16 protein-coding genes and 1 tRNA gene are annotated in these 21,441 nt (G+C 74.2%); 5 read left to right on the top strand and 12 right to left on the bottom strand.

Annotated elements, in window-relative coordinates:
* Nucleotides 1-5: 5 nt before the first annotated feature.
* Nucleotides 6-2,054 (bottom strand): VWA domain-containing protein, encoded by a 2,049-nt coding sequence (locus OZ948_03055; protein MEB2343697.1) that lies wholly within the window; start codon nt 2,052-2,054, stop codon nt 6-8.
* A 276-nt stretch (nt 2,055-2,330) separates the two neighbouring features.
* Between OZ948_03055 and OZ948_03050 the strand changes: the two genes are divergently transcribed.
* Entirely contained in the window at nt 2,331-2,708 is a 378-nt protein-coding gene (locus OZ948_03050) for a VOC family protein (GenBank protein ID MEB2343696.1), read from the top strand.
* Nucleotides 2,709-2,766: 58 nt separating this feature from the next.
* The gene (locus OZ948_03045; protein ID MEB2343695.1) at nt 2,767-4,155 is read left to right on the top strand and encodes a wax ester/triacylglycerol synthase family O-acyltransferase; all 1,389 of its coding nucleotides are present in this window, start codon (nt 2,767-2,769) and stop codon (nt 4,153-4,155) included.
* 126 nt (nt 4,156-4,281) lie between these two features.
* Here OZ948_03045 and OZ948_03040 read toward each other — a convergent pair whose 3' ends face one another.
* The gene (locus tag OZ948_03040; GenBank protein MEB2343694.1) at nt 4,282-4,428 is read right to left on the bottom strand and encodes a hypothetical protein; all 147 of its coding nucleotides are present in this window, start codon (nt 4,426-4,428) and stop codon (nt 4,282-4,284) included.
* A gap of 52 nt (nt 4,429-4,480) precedes the next feature.
* Here OZ948_03040 and OZ948_03035 point away from each other — a divergent pair, with 52 nt between their 5' ends.
* Nucleotides 4,481-4,789: a hypothetical protein gene (locus OZ948_03035; protein MEB2343693.1), complete on the top strand. Its 309-nt coding sequence runs from the start codon at nt 4,481-4,483 to the stop codon at nt 4,787-4,789.
* Nucleotides 4,790-5,001: 212 nt separating this feature from the next.
* Here the strand turns inward: OZ948_03035 and OZ948_03030 are convergent.
* Nucleotides 5,002-5,077, bottom strand: a tRNA-Gly gene (locus OZ948_03030).
* Nucleotides 5,078-5,213: 136 nt separating this feature from the next.
* Between OZ948_03030 and OZ948_03025 the strand changes: the two genes are divergently transcribed.
* Both OZ948_03025 and OZ948_03020 read left to right on the top strand, forming a co-directional pair.
* Nucleotides 5,214-5,618: a hypothetical protein gene (locus tag OZ948_03025; protein ID MEB2343692.1), complete on the top strand. Its 405-nt coding sequence runs from the start codon at nt 5,214-5,216 to the stop codon at nt 5,616-5,618.
* Nucleotides 5,619-5,627: 9 nt separating this feature from the next.
* Nucleotides 5,628-7,643: an MBL fold metallo-hydrolase gene (locus tag OZ948_03020; protein MEB2343691.1), complete on the top strand. Its 2,016-nt coding sequence runs from the start codon at nt 5,628-5,630 to the stop codon at nt 7,641-7,643.
* Between the two features lie 33 nt (nt 7,644-7,676).
* Here OZ948_03020 and OZ948_03015 read toward each other — a convergent pair whose 3' ends face one another.
* The 9 genes from OZ948_03015 to OZ948_02975 all read right to left on the bottom strand — a co-directional run bounded on the left by OZ948_03015 (nt 7,677) and on the right by OZ948_02975 (nt 21,429).
* Nucleotides 7,677-10,064: an arylsulfatase gene (locus tag OZ948_03015; protein MEB2343690.1), complete on the bottom strand. Its 2,388-nt coding sequence runs from the start codon at nt 10,062-10,064 to the stop codon at nt 7,677-7,679.
* 55 nt (nt 10,065-10,119) lie between these two features.
* A complete protein-coding gene (locus OZ948_03010; protein ID MEB2343689.1) occupies nt 10,120-11,310 on the bottom strand; it encodes an AAA family ATPase in 1,191 nt (396 codons plus the stop codon).
* Between the two features lie 8 nt (nt 11,311-11,318).
* Complete coding sequence (locus OZ948_03005; protein ID MEB2343688.1) at nt 11,319-14,834, bottom strand: tetratricopeptide repeat protein; 3,516 nt, start codon at nt 14,832-14,834, stop codon at nt 11,319-11,321.
* A 284-nt stretch (nt 14,835-15,118) separates the two neighbouring features.
* The gene (locus tag OZ948_03000) at nt 15,119-15,493 is read right to left on the bottom strand and encodes a hypothetical protein (protein ID MEB2343687.1); all 375 of its coding nucleotides are present in this window, start codon (nt 15,491-15,493) and stop codon (nt 15,119-15,121) included.
* Nucleotides 15,490-16,038: a hypothetical protein gene (locus tag OZ948_02995; protein MEB2343686.1), complete on the bottom strand. Its 549-nt coding sequence runs from the start codon at nt 16,036-16,038 to the stop codon at nt 15,490-15,492. Before OZ948_02995 ends, OZ948_03000 begins: the two co-directional genes overlap by 4 nt.
* An 11-nt stretch (nt 16,039-16,049) precedes the next feature.
* Complete coding sequence (gene aroB / locus OZ948_02990) at nt 16,050-17,738, bottom strand: 3-dehydroquinate synthase (GenBank protein MEB2343685.1); 1,689 nt, start codon at nt 17,736-17,738, stop codon at nt 16,050-16,052.
* 89 nt (nt 17,739-17,827) lie between these two features.
* Nucleotides 17,828-20,185, bottom strand: a complete 2,358-nt coding sequence (gene pilQ, locus OZ948_02985) for a type IV pilus secretin PilQ (GenBank protein ID MEB2343684.1) — start codon at nt 20,183-20,185, stop codon at nt 17,828-17,830.
* A gap of 6 nt (nt 20,186-20,191) precedes the next feature.
* Nucleotides 20,192-20,755, bottom strand: coding sequence for a pilus assembly protein PilP (locus OZ948_02980; GenBank protein ID MEB2343683.1), 564 nt, complete (start codon nt 20,753-20,755; stop codon nt 20,192-20,194).
* Nucleotides 20,752-21,429: a type 4a pilus biogenesis protein PilO gene (locus OZ948_02975; GenBank protein ID MEB2343682.1), complete on the bottom strand. Its 678-nt coding sequence runs from the start codon at nt 21,427-21,429 to the stop codon at nt 20,752-20,754. The genes OZ948_02980 and OZ948_02975 overlap by 4 nt, the downstream gene beginning before the upstream one ends.
* Between the last annotated feature and the right edge of the window lie 12 nt (nt 21,430-21,441).

Below are 21,441 nucleotides of genomic sequence, written 5' to 3'. Positions count from 1 at the left end.
GCGTATCACGGAGCGGGAGGCTCGCGCTCGGAGCGGAGCTCCTCGGCCCCGGGCGGCTCCTCGATCCGGATCTCGAGGCGCTTGCGCTGCCGCTCGGCCCGGGCGAGCGCGCTCGCGCGCTCGCGCTCGACCTCGAGGCGGAGCTCCTTGCGCAGGACGTCGACCCGCTCCTGCTCGCTCGCGACGCGCTCGCGGCGCAGGGCGGCGAGGTGCAGCTCGAGCACGTGGTTGTGGCGTGCCAGGAGCCCCGGCGGCAGCGCCGGGACCGGCGCGTCGGGCGCGTAGTGGACCGTGATCCGCCGCAGCGCGCGCCCGCCGTCGGCCGCCCGCGCCGTCACCTCGATCTCGTTGCGCCCGACCCGCAGCGGCACGCGGGCGCCGAAGCTCCCGTCCGCCCCGAGATCGCCGGCCGGGACCGTCACGCCGAGGGTCGCGTTGCGGACCGCCAGCTCGGCGAGCTCCGCCAGATCGACATCGGCGAGGAGATCGGAGAGGCGCGCGGGGTCGCGCACCGGCGTGAAGGTGCCGCCCGTGATCCGGGCCAGATCGACGAGCGCCAGCGGGCCGTCGAGAGCCGGCTCGCCGACCCCGTAGGTGAGCACGCGGATCCCCGCCGTGCGGGCGCGCGCGGCCGCCGCGAGCACCGCGCGGACGTTGCGCGGCTCGTCGCCCGGGAAGGGCAAGGTCGGCACGCCATCGGTGACGAAGACGACGATCCGCTCGGTTCCCGGCGCGCCCTTCTGCGAGAAGGCGCCGCGCAGGCCGAGCAGCTCGATCCGCGCGCGATCGACGCCCGCCGCCATGTGCGTCGCGCCACGCGGGCCCCGCGCGAGCACGCGGTCGAGCGCGCGCTGCAGGTCCTCGTAGGAGGAGGTGAGCCCGAGCTCCGAGCTCGCCGACTCGCGGGCGAGCATGCCGGCCGGGCCCAGCGCGCCGGCGAAGCTCACGAGACCGACGCGGGTGTGGCGCGGGTCGAGCCGCGCGACGAAGCGGCGCACGGCGGCCACCTCGGCGGCGAGGACGGAGTCGCCGGGGTCCACCGCGCCGCGCCCGAAGAGGCCTCCGCCCTGCAGGTCGGGCGGGGCGCCGACGATCCCGTTGCCGTTCACGTCGACGCCGCTCGGCGCCCCGGCCGAGCTCGACACGTCGATCGCGAACACGACGTCCGTCGCGAGCCCGGTGCTGCGCCGCGCGATCGCGCGGCCCGCCACGAAGAGGGCCCCGTCGCCGCCCAGGACGGTCCCGTCCGGGGGATGCTCGATCGCGAGCATCACGGGGCCCGGCGGTCCCGCCGGAGGCGCGGCCGCGGGCGCCGTCGCGAGCGGCCCGGCGGCCGCCGGGCGCGCGGGCGCCTCGCCTGCTGCGAACGACCCGAAGGGCCGGCCGCGGCCCCCTTCGTACGCGAAGCGAAGCGCATCGACGACGACACCGACCGGAGTCGCCAGAACGCGCAGCGTGCGGCCGTCGGGTGCCACGGCCTGCACGAAGCCCAGCACCCCGCCGCCGTCCGCCAGGACGATCGGCGCGCCGGCCCAGCCGCGCAGGTCGTAGTAGGCCTCGAGCTCGACCTCGAGCTGCCCCTCGTCCGCCTCGCGCACGCGGCCCGCGAGCGCATCCTGGTCGCCCGGCACGAGGCCCGGGATGCCGAGCACGAGGACCTTCGCGCGCGGGCGCGCCGCGCCGGGGCGCAGCACGCGCACCCGGGCGGGCGGCGCGTCGAGCGCGAAGACGATCAGGTCGTCGTCCGGGCCGCCCGCGGGCGCGGGCTCGAGCCCGGCGAGGAGCCGCGAGGAGGCCGCGACGCGCGCGCGCGTCCGGCCGAGCTCGAAGGTGATCTCGGGCGACGCCGCGAGCGCGCGCCGGTCGAAGGAGCGGCCGACGCCGACCGCGACCGGCCCGCTCCCCGCGTCGAGGAAGGAGATCGTTCCGCCCGCGACCCCCTGGCCGCCCGCGTAGCGCGCGCGCGCCACCGACGGCTGCTCGGCCCGCGGCGGGAGCGCGAGGGCCGCGGTGGCCAGACCTGCCGCGATCGCCACCGCGAGAGCGCACCGCATCCGCACCGCGGCCACGATACGAGAGGGCCCGGGAGCCGTCACGCCGCGTCCCCGCGGCGGTCCCGATCTCGCTCGGCCGGTGTGCGCACCCGCCCGGGCGTTCCGGTGGCCGGCAGGACCCGCACGCCCGGGGGAGCCGCCACGAAGGCGGCGAGAGCCCCCTACCCCGCCACGCCCGCAGCCGATCGGAGCCTCCAGCGGCGGATCCGCCACGGGCGCGCCGGGCCCCAGGCACGATACCCTCGGCCGCCACGCGCCCGCGAAGGAGACCCCCGGATGATCGCCTACGTCACGATCGGCACCAACGACCTGGATCGCGCCGTCCGCTTCTACGAAGCCCTGCTCGCCGAGATCGGCGCAAAGCAGCTCTTCGGCATGGACCGCATCAAGTTCTTCGGGACCTCCAACAAGACCCCCATGCTGGCGGTCTGCGTCCCCTACGACGAGAAGCCGCACCAGGCAGGCAACGGCTGGATGGTGGCGATCCCGGGCGGCTCCCGGGAGGCCGTGGACCGGCTCCACGCGAAGGCGCTGGCGCTCGGCGCCACCGACGAAGGGGCTCCCGGCGAGCGGATCCCGAACGTCTTCTACGGCGGCTACGTGCGCGACCTCGACGGCAACAAGCTCTGCTTCATGGACATGAGGACCGGCTGAGAGACCGGCTCGACCACGGGTCGGAACGGGGCCCCGCGGCTTCGGCTAGCGTCCGGCCATGAAGCGGCTCTCGGGCGTGGACGCGGCGTTCTGGTACGCGGAGACCGCCGGCTGGCACATGCACGTCGGGGCGCTCACCGTCTGCGACCCGAAGGGGGCGCCGGCCTTCGGCTTCGACCGGGTGCGCCAGCTGATCACCGAGCGGTTGCGGCAGATGCCGCAGCTGCGCTGGCGCGTGGTGGGCGGCCCCATCGGGCTCGATCGGCCCTGGTTCGTCGAGGACGAGGAGCTCGATCCCGATTTCCACATCCGGCGCATCGGTGTGCCCGCGCCGGGCGGGCGCAAGGAGCTCGACGAGCTGGTCGGCCGGCTCATGTCCTACAAGCTCGACCGCTCCCGGCCGCTCTGGGAGCTGTGGGTGATCGAGGGGGTCGAGGGCGGCCGGGTGGCGACCCTCACCAAGATGCACCACGCGATCATCGACGGGGTCTCCGGCGCGGGGCTCGGGGAGATCCTGCTCGACGCCACCCCCGAGCCGCGGCCGCCCTCGGACGAGCTGGTGGGATCCCTCGTCGGCGGCGAGATGCCGGGACTCCTCCAGCGCGTGGTGGGGCTCGCGGTGAACGTGGCGATCAAGACCCCGTTCCGGATCGCGCGTGTCCTCGAGCAGACGGTCCGCCAGCAGGTCGCCGCGGTGGGCCTCACGAGCAAGCCGCCGCGCTACTTCGAGGCCCCGAGAACCCGCTTCAACGCGCACATCTCGCCGCACCGGCGGGTCACCGGATCCCGCGTGGAGCTGGCGCGCGTCAAGGCCGTGAAGGAAGCCTACGGCGTGAAGCTCAACGACGTGGTGCTCGCGCTCGTCGCGGGCGCCGCCCGGGACTACCTGGCGCGGCGGAACGAGCTGCCCGACCGGCCGCTGATCGCGCAGATCCCGGTCTCGACCCGCACGGAGGACACCCGCGGCGAGGTGGGCAACCGGATCCGCACGATGACGGTGTCGCTCGCCACCGACGTCGAGGACCCGGCCAAGCGGATCGCCGCGATCCACGGGAGCACCACGAGCGCGAAGGAGATGGCCCGGGCCCTGTCGGCCCACCAGATCATGGGCCTCACCGAGACCACGCCGCCGGGCCTCCTGCAGCTCGCGGCGCGCGCCTACACCGCGACCGGCCTCTCGGAGAGCCTGGCGCCGATCAACCTCGTGGTCTCCAACGTGCCCGGTCCGTCCTTCCCGCTCTACATGGCCGGGGCCCGGGTGGAGTCCTTCGTGCCGATCGGCCCGCCCGTCCTGGGGGTGGCCCTGAACGTCTCCTGCTTCTCCTACCGCGACCACGTGGACTTCGGGTTCGTGAGCACGCCCGAGGTCGCCGCGGACCTCGACGAGATGGCGGACGCGATCGAGCCCGCGCTCGTCGAGCTCGAACAGGCGGCGGGCCTGGCGTAGCGGCCCGCCGCGCGGGAGCCCGCGGAGCCGCCCTTTGGGAGCGCTGCAGCGGAGGCGACCGGGGCGACGCCGGCCCGACGCGCGAGAGTGGCGAACGGAGCCGGTCACTCCAAGGGCCCCAGCGAACTAGCGAAGCGCCTCGGCGGTACGGACCACGCGCCTGGCGAGCACACGGTTCAGGTTGCCGTGCACCGTCGCAGCGATGCGCGGGTAGCGGCGCTCGAGCCGCTCGATGTCCTCCTCGCTGAAGCGGAGCAGGCGTGCGTCGCTCACCACGTCCACGTCGGCGCTGTGAACCGCCCCGGGATTGCCGGAGGCGCAGGCCGTGATCCGCTCGGGCGATCTCCCCGAAACGGGGCGCTTCCTACTGGCCTCGGTCCTCAACGCGAAGGTCGCGGCGCACGCCCACCTCGCGGTCCTCTGGAACCCGCGATCCAAGCGGTTCGAGCGCAGCGTGACCTACGACTCCCTGCTTGGCTTCGCTTGGGACGCATTCGCGCGCGCCTGCGCGGGCGGGGCCCCGGTGCGGATCTGCGCCCGCCCCGGCTGCGCCCGCCCGTTCCAGGTGAGCGCGGCGAGCCGGCGCGGGCTCGGCACCTACTGCTCTACCGCGTGCCGCGTTGCGGCATCGTGAGCCCGCAGGCGAGCCCGGGCGCTCGCAGCCGAGCGGCGCGGGATCCCGGCGATCGCGCGCGCGGTCGGCTATCCGCCGGCGCTCGTGCGGGAGTGGCTGGCCGGTGTGCGTCCGACGCCGAAGAGGCGTCGCAGCAAGCGCGCGTAACGAGCACGTCTGGCGCCCGTGGCTGCATCTTGGCTGTATTCGAGGGGGGTCGAGTCGGCTAAGTGTGGAGCGGGAAACGGGATTCGAACCCGCGACCCTCAGCTTGGGAAGCTGATGCTCTACCAACTGAGCTATTCCCGCGCCGGCCCGAACATAGGCGGGGGGCCCGGGCTTCGGCAAGCCAGCGGCGGCGGGGCGATCGCGCCGACCGCTCGAGGCTTGAGGGGCCCCGCCCGTTCTGCGAGAGTCGGCCTCCGGACTTCCACGAGGGACCCCCATGAACCGCCTCCTTCCCGCCCTCCTCCTCGCGCTGGCGCTCCCGCCCGGCGCCTTCGCCCAGGCCGGGCTTCCGCCCGCCGTCGCGAGCTCGACGCCCGCGGAGCGCGCGAAGATCCAGACCGCGCTGATGAAGGAGAAGCTCGCGCTCACCCCCGAGCAGCTTCCCCGGGTGGAGGCGATCAACCTCGACACCGCCCAGAAGATGGATCCGGTCCTGAAGGGCAGCGAGCGTCCCCTCCAGAAGGCGCGCGCGGCCCGGCAGATCGAGCAGGACAAGGACACGAAGCTCCAGGGCGTGCTGACGCCGGCGCAGTTCCAGACCTGGCAGGCTTCGCAGGCCGAGATGAAGCAGGAGCTCGAGCAGAAGCTGATCGAGAAGCGGGCCACCGGCGGGACGCCGTAGGCAGGAGTCGTGGCGATCTCCGCGCTCCGCCCGGCTGTCCTCGTGCTCCTCGCGCTCGCCCTCGCGTGCTCGCGCGAGGCGGCGCCTCCCGCTCCGCCCGCCGCGACCCCGTCCGCGGCCACGGCGGAGCCCGACGCGGCGGGCGCCACGCCCGCCACCGCCACCACGATCGCCGCGCAGGCCGCCGTCGCCAGCGCGCTTCCGCTCGCCGACGCGCAGGACTTCGAGGACGCCTCGCGCGGGCTCCTGGCGAGCGACCCGGACCTGGTCGTGCGGGCCCCCTCGGGCCCGCCCATCTGGGACCTGCCCGCCTACGACTTCGTCACCGGGGAAGCGCCCCCCACCGTGAACCCGAGCCTCTGGCGCCAGGCGAAGCTGAACGGCCAGCACGGACTCTTCCGGGTGACCGAGGGCGTCCACCAGCTCCGCGGCTACGACATCTCGAACCTGACGATCATCGACGGCGCCACGGGCTGGATCGTCGTCGATCCGCTGACGACGCAGGAGACGGCGGCCGCCGCGCTGGCCTTCGCGCGCCAGCATCTCCGCCCGCGCCCGATCGTGGCGGTCGTCTTCACCCACAGCCACGTGGACCACTTCGGCGGGATCGCGGCCGTGCTGCCCGACGAGGCGGCGGCGGCCGGCGTGCGCGTGATCGCGCCGGCCGGCTTCGTCGAGGAGGCGACCAGCGAGAACGTGCTGGCGGGCGTCGCGATGGGGCGGCGCGCCACCTACATGTTCGGCACCGACCTGCCGCGCTCGCCGCGCGGGCACGTCGACACGGGCCTCGGCAAGGGCCCGGCGCGCGGCACGATGGGGCTCCGCCTGCCGACCGAGACGATCGACCACACCGGCCAGGAGCTCGTGATCGACGGCGTGCGCTTCGTCTTCCAGTACGCGCCCCACTCGGAGGCGCCCGCCGAGCTCACCTTCTACCTGCCCGAGAAGCAGGCCTGGTGCGCCGCCGAGATCGCCACCCACACGCTCCACAACCTCTACACCCTGCGCGGCGCCAAGGTGCGCGACGCGCTGCTCTGGAGCGGCTACATCGACGAGGCGATGCGGCGGTGGCCCGACGCCGAGGTGGTGTTCGCGAGCCATCACTGGCCGGTGTGGGGGAAGGAGCGGATCCACGACTTCCTCGCCAAGCAGCGCGACGTCTACAAGTACATCCACGACCAGACCCTGCGCCTTGCCAACGCGGGCCTCGGGCCCGAGGAGATCGCGGAGCAGCTCGAGCTGCCCGAGGCGCTGCGCACGGCCTTCGCGGTGCGCGGCTACTACGGCACCGTCTCCCACGACGCGAAGGCCGTGTACCAGAACTACTTCGGCTGGTTCGACGGCAACCCGGCCCACCTGGACCCCCTGCCCCCGGCCGAGGCCGCCCGGCGCTACGTCGAGTTCATGGGCGGCGCCGCCGAGGTGAAGCGCAAGGCGCGGGAGTCCTTCGAGCGCGGCGAGTACCGCTGGGTGGCGATGGTGATGCACCACGCCGTCTTCGCGGACCCCGACGACGCCGAGGCCCGCGAGCTCCTCGCGCGCGCCTACGACCAGCTCGGCTACCAGGCGGAGTCCGGTCCCTGGCGCGACGTCTACCTGAGCGGCGCCCACGAGCTGCGCCACGGGATCACCACGCCGCCGCTCGCGACCGCCAGCCTGATGGGCCTGCTCCGCCACCTGCCCCTCAAGCGCTTCTTCGACGCGATGGCGGTGCGGGTCGTCGGCCCGAAGGCGGCGGGCCGGGAGCTCACCCTGAACTTCGTCTTCACGGACCTCGGCGAGACCCACGTCGTCGAGCTCTCGAACGGCGTGCTCCACCACCACGAGGCCGAGGCCGACCCGGGCGCCGACGTCACGGTGCGGCTCACGCGCGAGTTCCTGCTGCGGCTCTCGACGGGCCAGGCGGGCCTGCGCGAGATGATCTTCAGCGACGACCTGCACGTCGAGGGCAGCCGCACGGCGCTCCTCGGGTTCTTCTCGCTCCTCGACCGCCCCGACGGCCGCTTCCCGATCGTGACGCCCTGAGCGCGCCCGCGGCGCGTGGCCTCCGGCGCGGCGCTACTGCAGGTCGAAGACCACGCGCTCGATCGTGCCCGCGAAGGGGAACGGCCGGCGCAGGTAGTACATCCAGTGCGGCGAGACCGGAAGCCCGTTGTCGCGGCCGACGTCGAGGCCGGCGTAGCCCGAGAAGCGCAGCGGCACGGTGTGCTCGAGCCGGCCCTCGGCGACCTGCTTGCCGTCGAGGAAGAGGCGCTGGGTGCCGCCGGTCGCAAGCTTCCGGGGCGTGTCGGCGGTGAACTCGTAGCGCACCTTCACCTTACCCTCGGGCAGCGCCTCGGAGGCCACGAGGTCGTCGATCTTCAGGCCCAGGAAGCTGTAGGTGTAGCGGAGCCGCCCGCCCAGCACGTAGAGCGAGAACCCGCCGAGGAAGCTCGAGTTGGCGACGATGACTCCCTCGGCGCCGCTGCAGACCGGGCCGAGACACCAGTTGTGCGGAACCTCGAGGTCCGCCTCGATCGCGAACGAGCGGTTGTAGATCGGCGGGGTCATCCCGGGCGCCAGGTTCTCGACGCCGGGCTGGAGGACGACCCGCTGCGGGGCGAGATCGGCGGGCGGCCGGATCCCCCACAGGAAGGCGATGCCGCCGAGCAGCGGCAGCACCTGGTTGCGCTCGGCCTCGCTCCAGAAGAGCGCCTCGAGGGCGGCCATCCGGTCGGGGTGCTCGGCGGCGAGATCGCGGCTCTGCGAGAAATCGTGCTCCAGGTCGTAGAGCTCGCAGCGGTCCTCGTCGGGGTCCCAGGTGCCGGGCGCCAGCCGCGCGATCGTCGCGGGATCGAAGCGCCACGGGATGCGGTCGATGCGGCAGCTCCACAGCCAGCCGTCCTCGTAGATCGCGCGGTTGCCGATCATCTCGAAGTACTGGCGGGTGTGACGCTCCGGAGCCGCGGCGTCGTCGAAGGTGTAGGCGAAGCTGGTGCCCTGGATCGGCTGCTGCGGGATCCCGTCGACGACGGCCGGCGCGGTCACGCCGGCGGCCTCGAGGATCGTCGGGGTGAGATCGATCGCATGGGTGAACTGGCTGCGCAGCCCGCCCTTGTCGGTGATGCGCTTCGGCCAGGAGACCACCATGCCGTTGCGGATGCCGCCGAGGTGCGAGGCCACCTGCTTGCCCCACTGGAAGGGCGTGTTGCCGGCCCAGGCCCAGGCGGCCGCGTAGTGCGGATCGGTGCGCGGCCCGCCCCACACCTCGAGGCCCCCGTAGGCGTGGATCGCCTCGAGCTGCTGCGCGGTCGTGAGCGGGATCCCGTTCAGCGTGGTGATCTCGTTGAAGCTGCCGGACTCGGTGCCCTCCATCGACGCGCCGTTGTCGCCGAAGAGGTAGACGACGAGCGTGTCGTCGCCGAGGCCGAGCTCCTCGATCGCCCCGACCACGCGGCCCACCTCGTGATCGGTGCACTCCTGGAAGCCGGCGTAGACCTCCATCTGCCGCGCGTAGAGCCTCTTGACCTCGGCCGGCAGGGGGTCCCAGGCCGGGAAGGCGTCGGGGCGAGGCGTCAGGACCGCGTCGGGCGGGATCACACCGAGCTGTTTCTGGCGTTCGAAGGTGGCCACGCGCAGCGCGTCCCAGCCGGCGTCGAACTTCCCGGCGTAGCGGTCGGCCCACTCCTGGGCCACGTGGTGCGGGGCGTGGCTCGCGCCGGTCGCGAAGTAGAGGAAGAAGGGCTGCTCGGGCGCCTGGCTCTTCTGGTCGCGGATCCAGGCGATCGCGTGGTCGGCGAGCGCCGTGGTCAGGTAGAAGCCCTTCCCGGTCGGGACGCCGAGCGTCGTCTGGTTCTCGACCAGCATGGGGTCCCAGTGCGAGTCCTCTCCGCCCAGGAAGCCGTAGAAGTAGTCGAAGCCGAGCGCATTGGGCCAGCGGTCGAAGGGGCCGGCGGGCCCCTGCTCGTCGTCGGGGGTCAGGTGCCACTTGCCGATCGCGGCCGTCGCATAGCCGTTGTCGCGCAGGATGCGGGCCAGCGAGGCGGCATCGCGCGGCCAGTGTGCGTCGTAGCCCGGGAAGCCGCTGTGGGTCTCGGCGATCATGCCGAAGCCCATCCGGTGGTGGTTGCGGCCGGAGAGCAGCGCGGCGCGCGTCGGAGAGCAGAGCGCCGTCACGTGGAAGCGGTTGTAGCGGAGCCCCTGCGCGGCGAGCCGGTCGAGGGTCGGCGTCCGGACCGGCCCGCCGAAGGTCGAGGGGTTGCCGAAGCCGGCGTCGTCGATCAGCACGACCAGGACGTTCGGCGCGCCCGCGGGCGCCTGGGGCCGCTCCGGGTACTCGGGAACGGAGCCCGCGAGGGTCTTCTCGATCGTGCCGGTGAAGGGCGGCGCGGGCCGCGGCAGGACGTCCTGCGCGGGCGCTGCCGCGGCGATTGCGAGGAGGGCGAGAGCGAGCAGGAGGGGGCGCATCACGATCGACAGCGTAGTCGAGCCGATGGCGATGTGCCGGACGATTCCGCTGCCCTCAGTCCTTCTCCTCGTCGACCAGGTCCACGAAGAGGCCGTCGATCTCGGACTCGTCGGGCAGACGCGGCGGTGCGGTGCCGAGCACCTCGTCGTCGAGCGATGCCCGGCGCGGGCGGCTCCAGGCGCCCGGAGCGGTGTGGTCGGGCCCGGTGGTGGCGAGCTCGGCCTGCAGCTCCTCCTCGTGCGGCTCGCGGTCGAAGGCGCGTGCCGGCCGCGAGACGTGAGCCCGCGAGACACCTGCGTGGAGGGCGCCCTCGCCCCCGCTCAGCTCGGGACCGAGCTCCGCGTCGAGGTCGAAGTCGCCGAGCTCCGGCGCGGCGGGTGCATGCGGCGCGAGGCCGAGCGCGGCGGGCGACACGCCCGAGAGGGTGTCGGCGCCGCTCTGGGCCCACGGCAGGTCCCGCGCCGCGCGCTCGACGTCGGCCGGCTCCGGCCACTCGCGGCGCGCGAGGTGCGCCTCGAAGAGCGCGTTGTCGGCGAGCGCGTTCATGCGCCGCGGCAGACCCCCGGCGCGCGCGGCGATCACGTCGGCGAGCTCGGGGGCGAAGAGCGCGGGGTCGCCGCCGGCCACGACCAGCCGGTGTGCGAGGTAGGCGCGCGCCTCCTCGCCGGCGAGCGGCTCGATGCGCACGCGCAGCTCGCAGCGGCCGAGCAGCGCCGGCTCGCGGCCCAGCATGCGCTCGAGCTCGAGCGAGCCGACCAGCAGCGCCGAGAGCAGGCGCTCGTCGTCGTGCTCGAAGTTCAGCATCGCGACGAGCTCGGCCAGCGCCTCGACGCCGAGGGCCTGCGCCTCGTCGATCGCGACCACGGCGCGACGCCCCTCCTTGCGCAGCTCGACGAGGTGGAGGTAGAGCTCGCGCAGGGCCTCCGCGCGCGTGCCGGCGGGCTCGGCGACCCCGAGCTGGCGGGCCACGGCCGAACGCAGCCAGGCCGGCTCGACGCCGCGGCCGACCACCAGGAGCCCCACCTCGAAGCGATCGGGATCGAGCTCGTCGAGCACGTGCCGCGCGAGGGTCGTGGTGCCGGAGCCGAGCTCGCCGCACAGCACCGACAGCTCCTTGCCCTGGCGCAGGCAGCGCAGGAGCCGCGCCTTCGCCTCGGAGACGCCACGGCTCTCGAACCAGAAGTCCGGCTGCGGCTCGTTGCGGAAGGGCTCGCGCTCCAGGCCGAAGCGTTCCAGGTGCTCCAAGGGCGACCTCAGAAGAAGGAGACCTTGCGCCGGCGCCGCTGCACCGGAGCGACAGGCTCCACGGTTTGGGGTTCGGGTGCGTGCTCGGGTGCCGGACCGGATTCCGGCTCGGCGACCTCGACGCCCGCGAGCGTGGCGTCCAGGAAGGCCGCCTCGGTCTCGCGCTCGAGCGCGGCTCCGCCGTCGTCCGGAGATCCGCCGGCGCCGCTGTCGGGCAGCTCCGTCCCCTCGCCCTCCTCGGACGGCGACGCCTCCTCGAGCTCGGCGGAGACCTCCTCGTCCTCGTGGTTCGCCTCCGCGACCACGTCGTCGAAGCTCTCGTAGCGGGGTGCCGCCGGCGCGTCCTCGGCGGCCTCGGCCACGAGGTCGTCGAAGGACTCGAAGGCCTCGACCGACTCCGCAGGCTCCGCCTCGGGCTCGGCTGCGGAGCCGCGCTCGAGGGCGGCCACCCGCTCGGCGACGTCCTGGAAGCCGGGCTCGAGCTGCTGCACGCGATGGAAGGCGTCGAGCGCCCGAACGCGGTCGGGCAGGATCTGGTAGGCGCGCCCCAGCTCGTAGCGCAGTGGCGCCTCGCGCTCGGACGGCACGTCAGGCGAGGCGAGCGCCTGCTCCAGGTGGCCGACGGCGTCCTGCCCGCGGCCCAGGTCGATCGCGCACAGGCCCATCAGCTGGAGCGCGTCGAGGCGCCGCACGGGCGAGCCCAGTGCGTGGCGGAACTCGCCGATCGCATCCTCGAGCAGGCCCATCTCGCGGTAGGCGATGCCGAGGTCGAAGTGGGTCTCGACGTCGCCCTCGCCGAGCGTCTGCGAGACGCCGCGCTTGAACTCGCGGAAGAGCGAGCTGAAGCCCTCGTCGTCGGTGCCGGCGCCGGCGCTCGGAGTCGCATCGGCGAGCGCCTCGGAGAGCTCGGCCGCCAGGTCGAAGGCGGCGCCCCCGGTCTCGTCGTCCTGCGGGAGGTCGGGCGCGGTGAGCTCCGGCTCCTCGGAGGCTCGCGGCGCCGCCGCGACGGCGACGGGCGCCGGCGCAGCGGGTGCGACCGGCGCCTCCGGGGCGGGCGCGACGGCGAACGCGGGTGCCGGCGTCGGACGCAGCGTGGTGTCGTCGAGGCTCGCATCCGGCCCGCTCGCGAGCACGTTGGCGGTCGAGTCCTCCGCCTCCACCGGCGGCGCGACCTCGCCCGGCCATTCGTCCTCGTCGAGCGCAGGCGCCGTCAGGTCGAGCGCGTCGGGAGGCTCGACCTCGAGCGCGTCCTCGCGTGCCACCGCGGGCGCGGCGGGCTCGGGAGCGACGGGGAGCGGCGCCGGAACCGCGATCGGGCCGCCGCGCTGCACGGCGATCTCGCCGAGCCGGAGCAGCGCGCCCGGATGGCTCGGCGCGCGCGCGAGGATCCGGCGGTAGACGGCCTCGGCCTCGGCCAGCAGGCCCTGGTCGAAGTAGAAGCCCGCCTCCTCGAGGTCCTCCTGGATGTGCTGTGCCGCCGACGCCGACAGCTCGCCCGGAGGCACTTCGGATCGTACGGCTGGATCGACGTCCGCGGCGGCGTCGCTCCGGGGCAGGTGCGGCGGCGCGGTTGCGAGCTCCTCTTCGGGCAGCTCCCAGGTCTGCTCGCGTGCCGCGGGCGGCTCCGTGTCGTCCGGGACCGGCAGCGAAGCCGCAGCGTCCTCGCCGTCGAACACGATCTCGTCCTCGACCTCGCCCGCCGCATCGTCCGGGGCCGGCGCGGGCTCGGAGCGGTCGTCGAGATCGAGGTCGAGGTCGGGCTCCGGCGCCACGGCCGCTGCGTGCGCAGGCGCGCCCGCCGGCTCCACGGCCGCCAGGCTGCCGTCGTCGAGATCGAGCTCGAGCTCCGCGGCGCCGGCGCCGGTCGATCCGGGGGCGGGCTCGTGCTCGCCGCCGTCCAGCGACACGTCGTCGACGTCGATCTCGATGTCGTCGAGCTCGCCGGCGGGCGCCTCCTCCGCCTCGTCAACGCCGCCCGTCTGGCCCAGATCGAAGAGGACCGTCGGCGCCGCGGCGCCCGCGGGCAGCGGCGCGTGCAGGGCCGCGGCGGCGGCGGGATCGAGACCCTCGATGCGCGCGCGCAGCAGGGCGAAGCGCGCGGCGTCGCGTGCCTCGCCGGCCTGCTCCGCCGCGCGGGTCCAGGCCTCGACGGCACGCTCCGGAGCGCCCGCGGCGGCCTGCACGTCCCCGAGCTGCTCGAGCGCTGCGCCGTGCGCCGGCTCCTGTGCGAGCGCGGCCTCGAGACAGGCGAGCGCCCGCTCGTGCTTCCCGTAGCGCGCGTAGACCGCTGCTTCCGCCAGGAGCTGCTCGACGTCGCCCTCGGGCGCGGGCTCGGCCGCGCGGGGGGCCGGCGAGGACGGGGCGGACGGCGCGGCCTGCGCCGGCTTCGCCGGCGCTGCGGGCGCGGGCGCCGGCTCGGGCTCGCCACCGAGATCGGCCCCGCCGCCCGCGAGCGGCAGGTCGCCCGCGAAGGCAGGCGCGTCGCCGCCGAGCTCCACGACACCGTCCCCACCAACCTCGATGGGCTCGCTCCCGAAGACCCCTTCGCCCGCCGCCGGCTCGGAGCCGAGTTCGCCGGCGGCGCCGAAGAGCTCCGCCGCGGCAGCCGTGCCGCCCGCCGTCGCCGTCACGGGCGACGGGGTGGCACTGGTCAGCGCCGCGAAGTCCTGCGGCGGCAGGTGGCGCTGCAGGATCTCGCGCGCCCGGCCCTCCTCGCCGCGCTCGCGCCACGCCTCCGCGCACTGGCGGAAGGCGTCGATCGCGAGCTCCTCCTGGCCGAGGCCGGAGAGCACCCGCGCCAGCAGCTCGTGCGAGTCGGGCCGCGCGGGGTCGGCCTCGACGAGCTTCTGGGCGAAGGCGTGCGCCCGGCGCGGCTGGCCGTGCTCGAGCCAGGTGTTGGCGAGCGCTTCGAGCTCCTCGACGCGCTCCGGCCGCAGCTCGACCATCCGCTCGAGCACCCCTGCGCGCGCCTCCCAGTCGCCCTGGCGCTCGAGCTCGCTCGCGGCCTCGCGGAACTCGGCCATCGCCTCGTCGCCGAGCCCCTCCTGCTCGAGCAGCTCGGCCACCTTGAGCCGGCTCGTGACGTTGGCGGGATCGAGGCTCGCCATCCGTCGCAGCAGGTCGAGCGCCTCGCGCTTGCGGCCGTCGCGCTGGCAGGCCTGGGCGGCGGTCTGCAGCGCGGCCATCGCCTCCGACATCAACCCGAGTCGCTGGTAGAGGTCGGCGAGCGGCACGTAGACGTCGTGCCGCTTGCTGTCGATCTTGGTGACCTGCTTGTAGAGCGCGACCGCCTTGGCGTCGAAGCCGTCGCGCTGGAACTGGTCGGCGACCTTCAGGTAGGCCGAGATCGCCTCGTCGTTGCGGCCCGCCTTCTGCAGCAGGTCGCCGACCTTCAGACGCACGTTGGTGTCGCGAGGATCGGCCTGGAGGACCGTCTGGTAGTCGGCCAGCGCCTTGTCGAGCGCGCCCTTCTGGAGGTGGCGCTGCGCCGACTCGAGGATCTTCCGCTTGTTGATCGCCGCCACTGGTCCTCGTCGCGGGGCTTCGGCCGCAGCCCGGCAATGGCCCCCCGCCCGCGCCACCTCACGGGTCGTCGGCGACCCCCTCTGGATCCTCGCCGGGCGGGGCGCTCCCCTCTGGCGACGTATCGGCCGCCCGGTGGGGCTCTTGAGGCGCCCCGTCCCCCTGCGGCGGCGCCGGGTTGCACGGGCGGCTGCGCGCCGATGCGGCGGCGCCGGCCGCGCAGCGCTGCGGCGGCCCCGGTGCGGGCGGCCGGCAGGGGGTGGGGCTCGGCGGGCGCGCGCGGCGCCTACAGCTCCTGCTGCAGCTCGAGGAGGTGGCGGCGCATCAGGAAGCGGGCCTTGCCGAGGTTCCCGCGCGGCTCGAGCGCCGCCACCACGAAGAGCTCCTCGTCCACGACCCGGAACAGCAGCCAGAAGCGGCCGAGGCCGATCACCGCCTCGTCGAGGCGGCCGCCCGCGATCGCGTCGGAGGCCTTGCGGATCTCGTCGAGGATGCGCCCGAACTCGACGCCGGCGGCCGCCACCTCGCCGTCGGCCGCGGCAGCACCCGCCTCGGGTGCGTAGTGCTCGGCGATCGGGATCCCGTCGCTCCCCATCAGCGCGATGCCGATCGCACCCGGCACGCCGTCGATCATCCTGCGCAGGACGGGCTCGAAGTTCATGCGTTTCCTCCTCGCAGCCGGGCGAGCCAGCGCTCGAGGGTCTGGATGGTTCGTGCGCGCGCCGCCGCATCGACATCCCGCGCGGGGTCGGCGGAAGCGAGCGCGGGCGCGGCGCCGAGCGCCGAGCGGATCACGTGCGCGCTCTCGAGGTCGCCCTGGCGCTCGAGCAGGTCCGCCATCGTGCGGGTGTGGAAGGGCGAATCCGGTGACGGCAGCGGCACGCTCTCGGGCTCGTCGAGCCGCGCGCGCAGGATCGCCTCGAAGGCGATCCCGTCGGCGTCGATCATCGCGTCGGTCTCGGGGTGCGCGTCGTCGAAGGCGCTCTCGAGCTCGGTGTCGTGCAGGCGGACGAAGGCCGCTTCGGCGGCCGCGCGCGCCTCCGGCTCGCCACCCGGAGCCGCAGCGCCGTCGTCGAGGGCGCCGGCGAGCAGCGCGCGCGCGTCGGCGGTGAGCCCCCGGTCGAGCAGCGCCAGGGCGCGCGCCACCAGCGCGGCGTCGACGACGCCGGCGTGTCCCGGGCCCTCCAGGGCCTCCGCCTGCTCCAAGTCCGGCCTCCTCACCTTCGTCGCCGCCGCGCGGGCCCTTGCTCCGAACCGGCCCGGCCCCTCCCCACCGCACGCGCGCCGAAATCCCTCGGCAGGATCTCGGCGGGCGTCAGCGGGACGGTGTCGGCCCGGCCGATCCCGCGCAAGACGACGAAGCGGACGTGCGCGTCCGTGCGCTTCTTATCGACACGCAGCGCCGAGAGATAAGCCCGGCGCGGGAAGGCCGGCGGCCGGGTGGGAAGGCCGGCCCGCTCGAGCAGGGCCTCCAGGCGATCGGCGGTCCCGGCGGGGGCGTGGCCCAGCGACTCCGAGCGGCGCGCCGCGAACGCCATCCCGAGCGCCACCGCCTCGCCGTGCAGGATCCGCCGGTACCCGCTCAGGGTCTCGACGGCGTGGGCCAGGGTGTGCCCGAAGTTGAGGAGCATGCGCAGGCCCGCCTCGCGCTCGTCCTGGCTCACGATCTCCGCCTTGATCGCGCAGGAGCGGGCGAGGAGGTCGAGCGTCGGCGCGGGCTCGAGGGCGAGGACGCCCTCCACGTCGCGCTCGAAGCGCTCGAAGAGGGCCGCGTCCCGGATCGCGCCGTGCTTGATCATCTCGGCCAGGCCCGCGGCGCGCTGGCGGAGCGGCAGGCTGCGCAGGGTCGCAAGGTCCATCCAGACCACGCGGGGCTGGTGGAAGGCCCCCACCAGGTTCTTCCCGCGCGGCAGGTCCACCGCCACCTTCCCGCCGACGCTGGCGTCGGCCATCGCGAGGAGCGTCGTCGGCACCTGGACGAAGGGCACGCCCCGCATCCAGGTGGCGGCGACGAAGCCGGCGAGATCGCCGACGACGCCGCCCCCGAGCGCGACCACGACGGTGCCGCGGTCGGCCTCGAAGTCGAGGAGGGCGCCGTAGAGCCGCTGGGCCCAGGTGAAGCTCTTGGCGCGCTCGCCGTCGGGGACCAGGAGCCGGCGCACCCGGAGGCCGGCCTCCCGCAGGCTCCGCTCGAGCCGCGGCGCGTAGCGCCGGCCCACCTCGGGCACGGTCACGATCGCCGCGCGGCGCGCCTTCGTGCAGGCGGCGATCGCGGGCCCGGCCTGGTCGAGCGTCTCGAACCCCAGGTGGATCTCGTAGCTCCGCGCGCCGAGCTCCACCCGGACCGTGCGTGCCGTGGCCGCCCCTTCCATCCGCTCCGCTCCCTCCGGCCGTCCCTGCAGCAAGGCTGCGATCCGGGCCGCGACGGCGCCGGGCGCGAGCCCGTCGGTGTCGACGGCGATCGTCGCCGTCGCATAGCAGGGCGAGCGCTCTGCGAGCAACGCCCGCAGCCGCGCGCGGCGCCCGTGCGCGTCGAGGCCCGCCAGCAGCGGGCGCCCGGCGGCGTCGCCGATCCGGGCCGCGAGGGTCTCGGGGCGCGCGCGCAGCCAGACGACCGTGCCGCTCGCGGCAAGCCGCTCGGGCGCGCCGGGCTGGGCGATGGCCCCGCCGCCGAGCGCCACCACGACCGCGCTTCCTGCCAGCGCCTCGATCGCACGCCGCTCGCGCGCGCGGAAGCCCGCCTCGCCCTCGCGCGCGAAGATCTCCGGGATCCGCGCGCCGGCCGTGCGCTCCACCTCGAGGTCCGCATCCGCGAAGGCGAGGCCGAGGCGCTCGGCCAGGCGTGCGCCCACCGCCGACTTCCCGGCGCCCATCGCGCCCACCAGCCAGATCGTCGCCCCCGACATGGCGCGCCAGTATAAGAAACGAGAGGCGGGGCGGACTGCCGTCCGCCCCGCCTCGGGTCTTGCTCCGGTCGCGTGGACCGGAGGGTGGATCAGCCGCCGACGGCGCCGGCCTGCATCACCACCGAGGGCGTCACGAAGATCAGCAGCTCGCGCCGCGAGTCCTCGTTGTCGAAGTTCCGGAAGGCGTTCCCGATCACCGGGAGCTTCCAGAAGCCCGGCACGCGCTGCGAGCTCTCCGACTTCTCGATCACGTAGATCCCGCCCAGGACCAGGGTCTGGCCGTCCTTGACCAGCGTCTCGGTCTTGGCCTGGTTCTTCGCGATCGCCGGCGAGCCGGTCGGCGTGTCGATGCTCTCGTCGGGCGCGTTGCGCGTCACCTCGACCGCCATGATGATGCTGCGGTCGGCGGTGATGTGCGGCGTCACCTTGAGCGAGAGCACGGCGTCGATGAACTCGAGCTGGGCGTCGCCGTTCTCGAAGGTCTGGAACGGGATCGAGACACCCTGCTCGATCAGCGCCTCCCGGTTGTCGAGGGTCACGACGCGCGGGCTCGAGATCACCTTGCCCTCGCCGTTGAGCTCGGCCGCCGCGATGCGGACGTCCACGTTGACGCGGTCGTCGAGCAGGAAGGCGCCCAGGTTCATGAGGCCGGCCGGGTTCAGCGTGATCGGGTTGGTCACGACGGCGTTGTTGGCCTGGTTGAAGGGGAACTGGCTGTCCTGCGAGGTGATCGGGCGCATTCCGCCGATCGTGAAGTCGTCCTCGTCCTCGTCCGGCTGGGTCCCGAAGCCCCACTCGGTGCCGATCTCCTTCGAGAAATCGAGCGATGCCTCGACGATGCGCGCCTCGATCATCACCTGCGGCGTCTGGGAGTCGATCGCCTTGACCAGCGCGGTGGCCTCGTCGATCACGCCCGGGATGTCCTTGATGATGATCGTGTTGGTGCGCTCGTCCACGTCCACGGTGCCGCGGGCGGTGAGGAGCCGCTTCACCAGCTTCGCCACCTCGCCGACCTTGGCGTAGTTCACGGGCTGGAGCTTCACGATCAGGTCCTCGAGCTTCTCCTTGGCCCGGCGCTCCTGCAGGCGCGCCTCCTCCTCGGCCTTGAGCATCTCGGCCGGTGCGATCCGGAGCACGTTGCCCACCCGCACGAAGCCGAGGCCCTTGGTCAGCAGGATCACGTCGAGCGCCTGGTCCCACGGCACGTCGACGAGGCGGATGGTCACGTTCCCGGTCACCTCGTCACCGGCGATGATGTTGAGGTCGGAGACGTCCGCGATGAGGCGCAGCACGTCGCGGATGTCCACGTCCTTGAAGTCGAGGCTGATGCGGCGCCCGACGTACTCCTTGCCGTCGAGCAGGCCGCCCTCGTCGAGCTGGTCGATCGGCTCGACGCCGCCCTCGACGGCCGCCGCCGAGGGCTCGGCCGCGTTGGCCGGCAGCGACGCGGCCGCCACGGCCTTGGCCGCCGCGGGCGCCGGGGCCGCCGCCGTCTTCTTCCCGGCCTTGTCACCGGCGTTCACCGGCAGCGCCGCCGCGGCCTGCCCGTGCTCGAAGGCGAGCACGATGTCGTGGCCGTCGCGGCTCACCTGGGGCTCGAGGCCCGCGGCGCGCTCGACGACGATCCGGACCTCGGGCGTCTTCGCGTCGGGCTGCTGGAATGCGCTGACCAGCGCGACGGGGCCCTTGCCCTCCGGCGCCACGCGGGTGGCCGCGTCGGGCGCAAGCGTGGCGCCCGGCACGACGAGCATCAGCGTCTTCGGGTCGGGGCGCATCACCTGGTAGTCGACGGCGCGGTCGGCCGACACCACGACGCGATCCACGTCCTCGGCCCTGGCGTAGGCGACCTGGCGCACGGTGGCGCCGCCCGTCGCGGGCACTGCCGCCGTCGAGGAGGCGCCGCCCTCGGTCCCGCTCGCCGTTCCGCCGGTGGCCGGTGCCGCGCTCGCGGGCTGCGGAGCGGCCCCACCGAGGGCCACGACCATGCCCCCCGCCAGCGACTCGAGCCGGTGGCCCGCGAAGGCCCCGGCGTCGTCGCCGGCGTCGAGCACGATCCGGACCTTGCCCTGGTGCTGGCCGACCCGGATCCGTTCGACGGGGCCGGACTCGACCCGGACCACCTGCTCGGCGACCTGGCTCTGCACGCCGGGCAGGTCGAGCACCAGCCGGGCCGGCTGGCTCAGCGTGAAGCTCTCGACCCCCTGGAGCGCGCCGTCCGCGTCGAGGTGGACGAGCATGCCCTGCGGCGTCGCCTCGGCGCGCACCGCGAGCAGGGTCTTGGCGGCGCTGCCCGCCGCGGCCGCCGGAGCGGCCGAGACGGCCGGTGCGCCGGCGTCATCGGGCGTCGCGGAGGGCGTAGCCGCTCCGGACGCGTGGCCGAGCCACAGCGCAGCAAAGGCGCTGGCTGCGGCGATCATGCGATAGCGAACGCGAACGGTGGCGAACATCGGACCTCACCCTCCCTGGGTCGTCGAACGAGTGCGCATCTCGATTTCCTTCTGGGTCTGCGCACCCAGATAGTCCACGTAGGTCTCGCGGACCGTGACGGCGTTGTCGCTGATGCTGGTGACCGAGCCGTCGTTCTTGCCGATCGGCGTGCCCACCTGGACGACGTAGCCCCGGCCCGACGGGTCCTCGACGAGCGCGCGGGGACGGCCGGTCCCCCACACCACGGCGACGACCGTGAGCTGGCTCAGGTCGAACTGCTCGAGCGGCCCGCGCTCCGTCTTCGCGAGCCGCTGCTTCTGGTCCTCGATGAAGGACCGGAACGGGTCGCGGCGGCCCGGCGCTGCGACATAGGTGTAGTCGCCGGCGGCGGCGACGAGCCCCTCCTGCGGCGCGGCCGGCTCGCCGGGCTTGGCAGCGCGCTGCTGCACCACCTGGCCCTTCGAGCGCTTCATCAGCTCGGCCCGCTTCTGCTCGTAGTCCTGGACCGTCGGCGCGTTCGCGTTCTCGCGCGAGCAGCCGGGCCCGAGCACGAGCGCAGCGAGCAGTCCTCCGAGGACCCATGCCTTCACGAGCGTCCCCCCTGCGGCCGGGCGGCCGAAGCGGCCCGCGGCGCCTTGCCCGCCGGATGCGCACCCGGCTGGGCGGGCGCCGCCGGCTGCTCGATGAACCGGAACGTGGTCGCCTCGCCGCTCACGTTCAGCACCGTCGACTGGGTATCGGCATCGGCGAGCTTCATCACCATACGGTTCACGTTCACGATCCGCGGCAGCTTCGAGACCTTGTCGAAGAAGCGCGCGATGTCGTGGTAGCTGCCGCTGAACTCGATCTCGATCGGGACCTCGGCGTAGAAGTCGCGCACGACCTCCGCCTTCGGCTTGAAGAGCTTGAACTCGAGGCCCGCGTCCTTGCCCAGGCTCGAGATGTCGGTGAGCAGCACCGGCAGCTCCTTGCTGTCCGGCAGCTGGCGCAGCGCGAGCTTGAGCTTCTGCTCGAGGTCGGAGAGCTCCTGCTCAAAGGCCGCCAGGTTGGCGACGATCGCGCGGACCTCGCTCACCTGGCGCTGGAGATTGCGCTCCTTGGCCGCGACCTGCTCCAGCGAGGCACTGGCCGGCTTGTAGAGCAGGAAGCCGTAGAGGCCGAGCACGAGGGCGCACAGGACCGGAATGGCGGCCATCCGGTAGGCCCGCGGCAGCTTGGTGAAGGCCTCGAGCCTGGTCGTGATCTGGTCGAGTCCGAGGTTCATGACCCGGCTCCT

It is taken from the genome of Deltaproteobacteria bacterium, from assembly GCA_035063765.1.
In the GTDB taxonomy this organism is placed as follows: domain Bacteria; phylum Myxococcota_A; class UBA9160; order UBA9160; family PR03; genus CAADGG01.
Note: the sequence above shows the minus strand (reverse complement) of the source record. Positions and strands in the feature narration are given on the sequence as shown.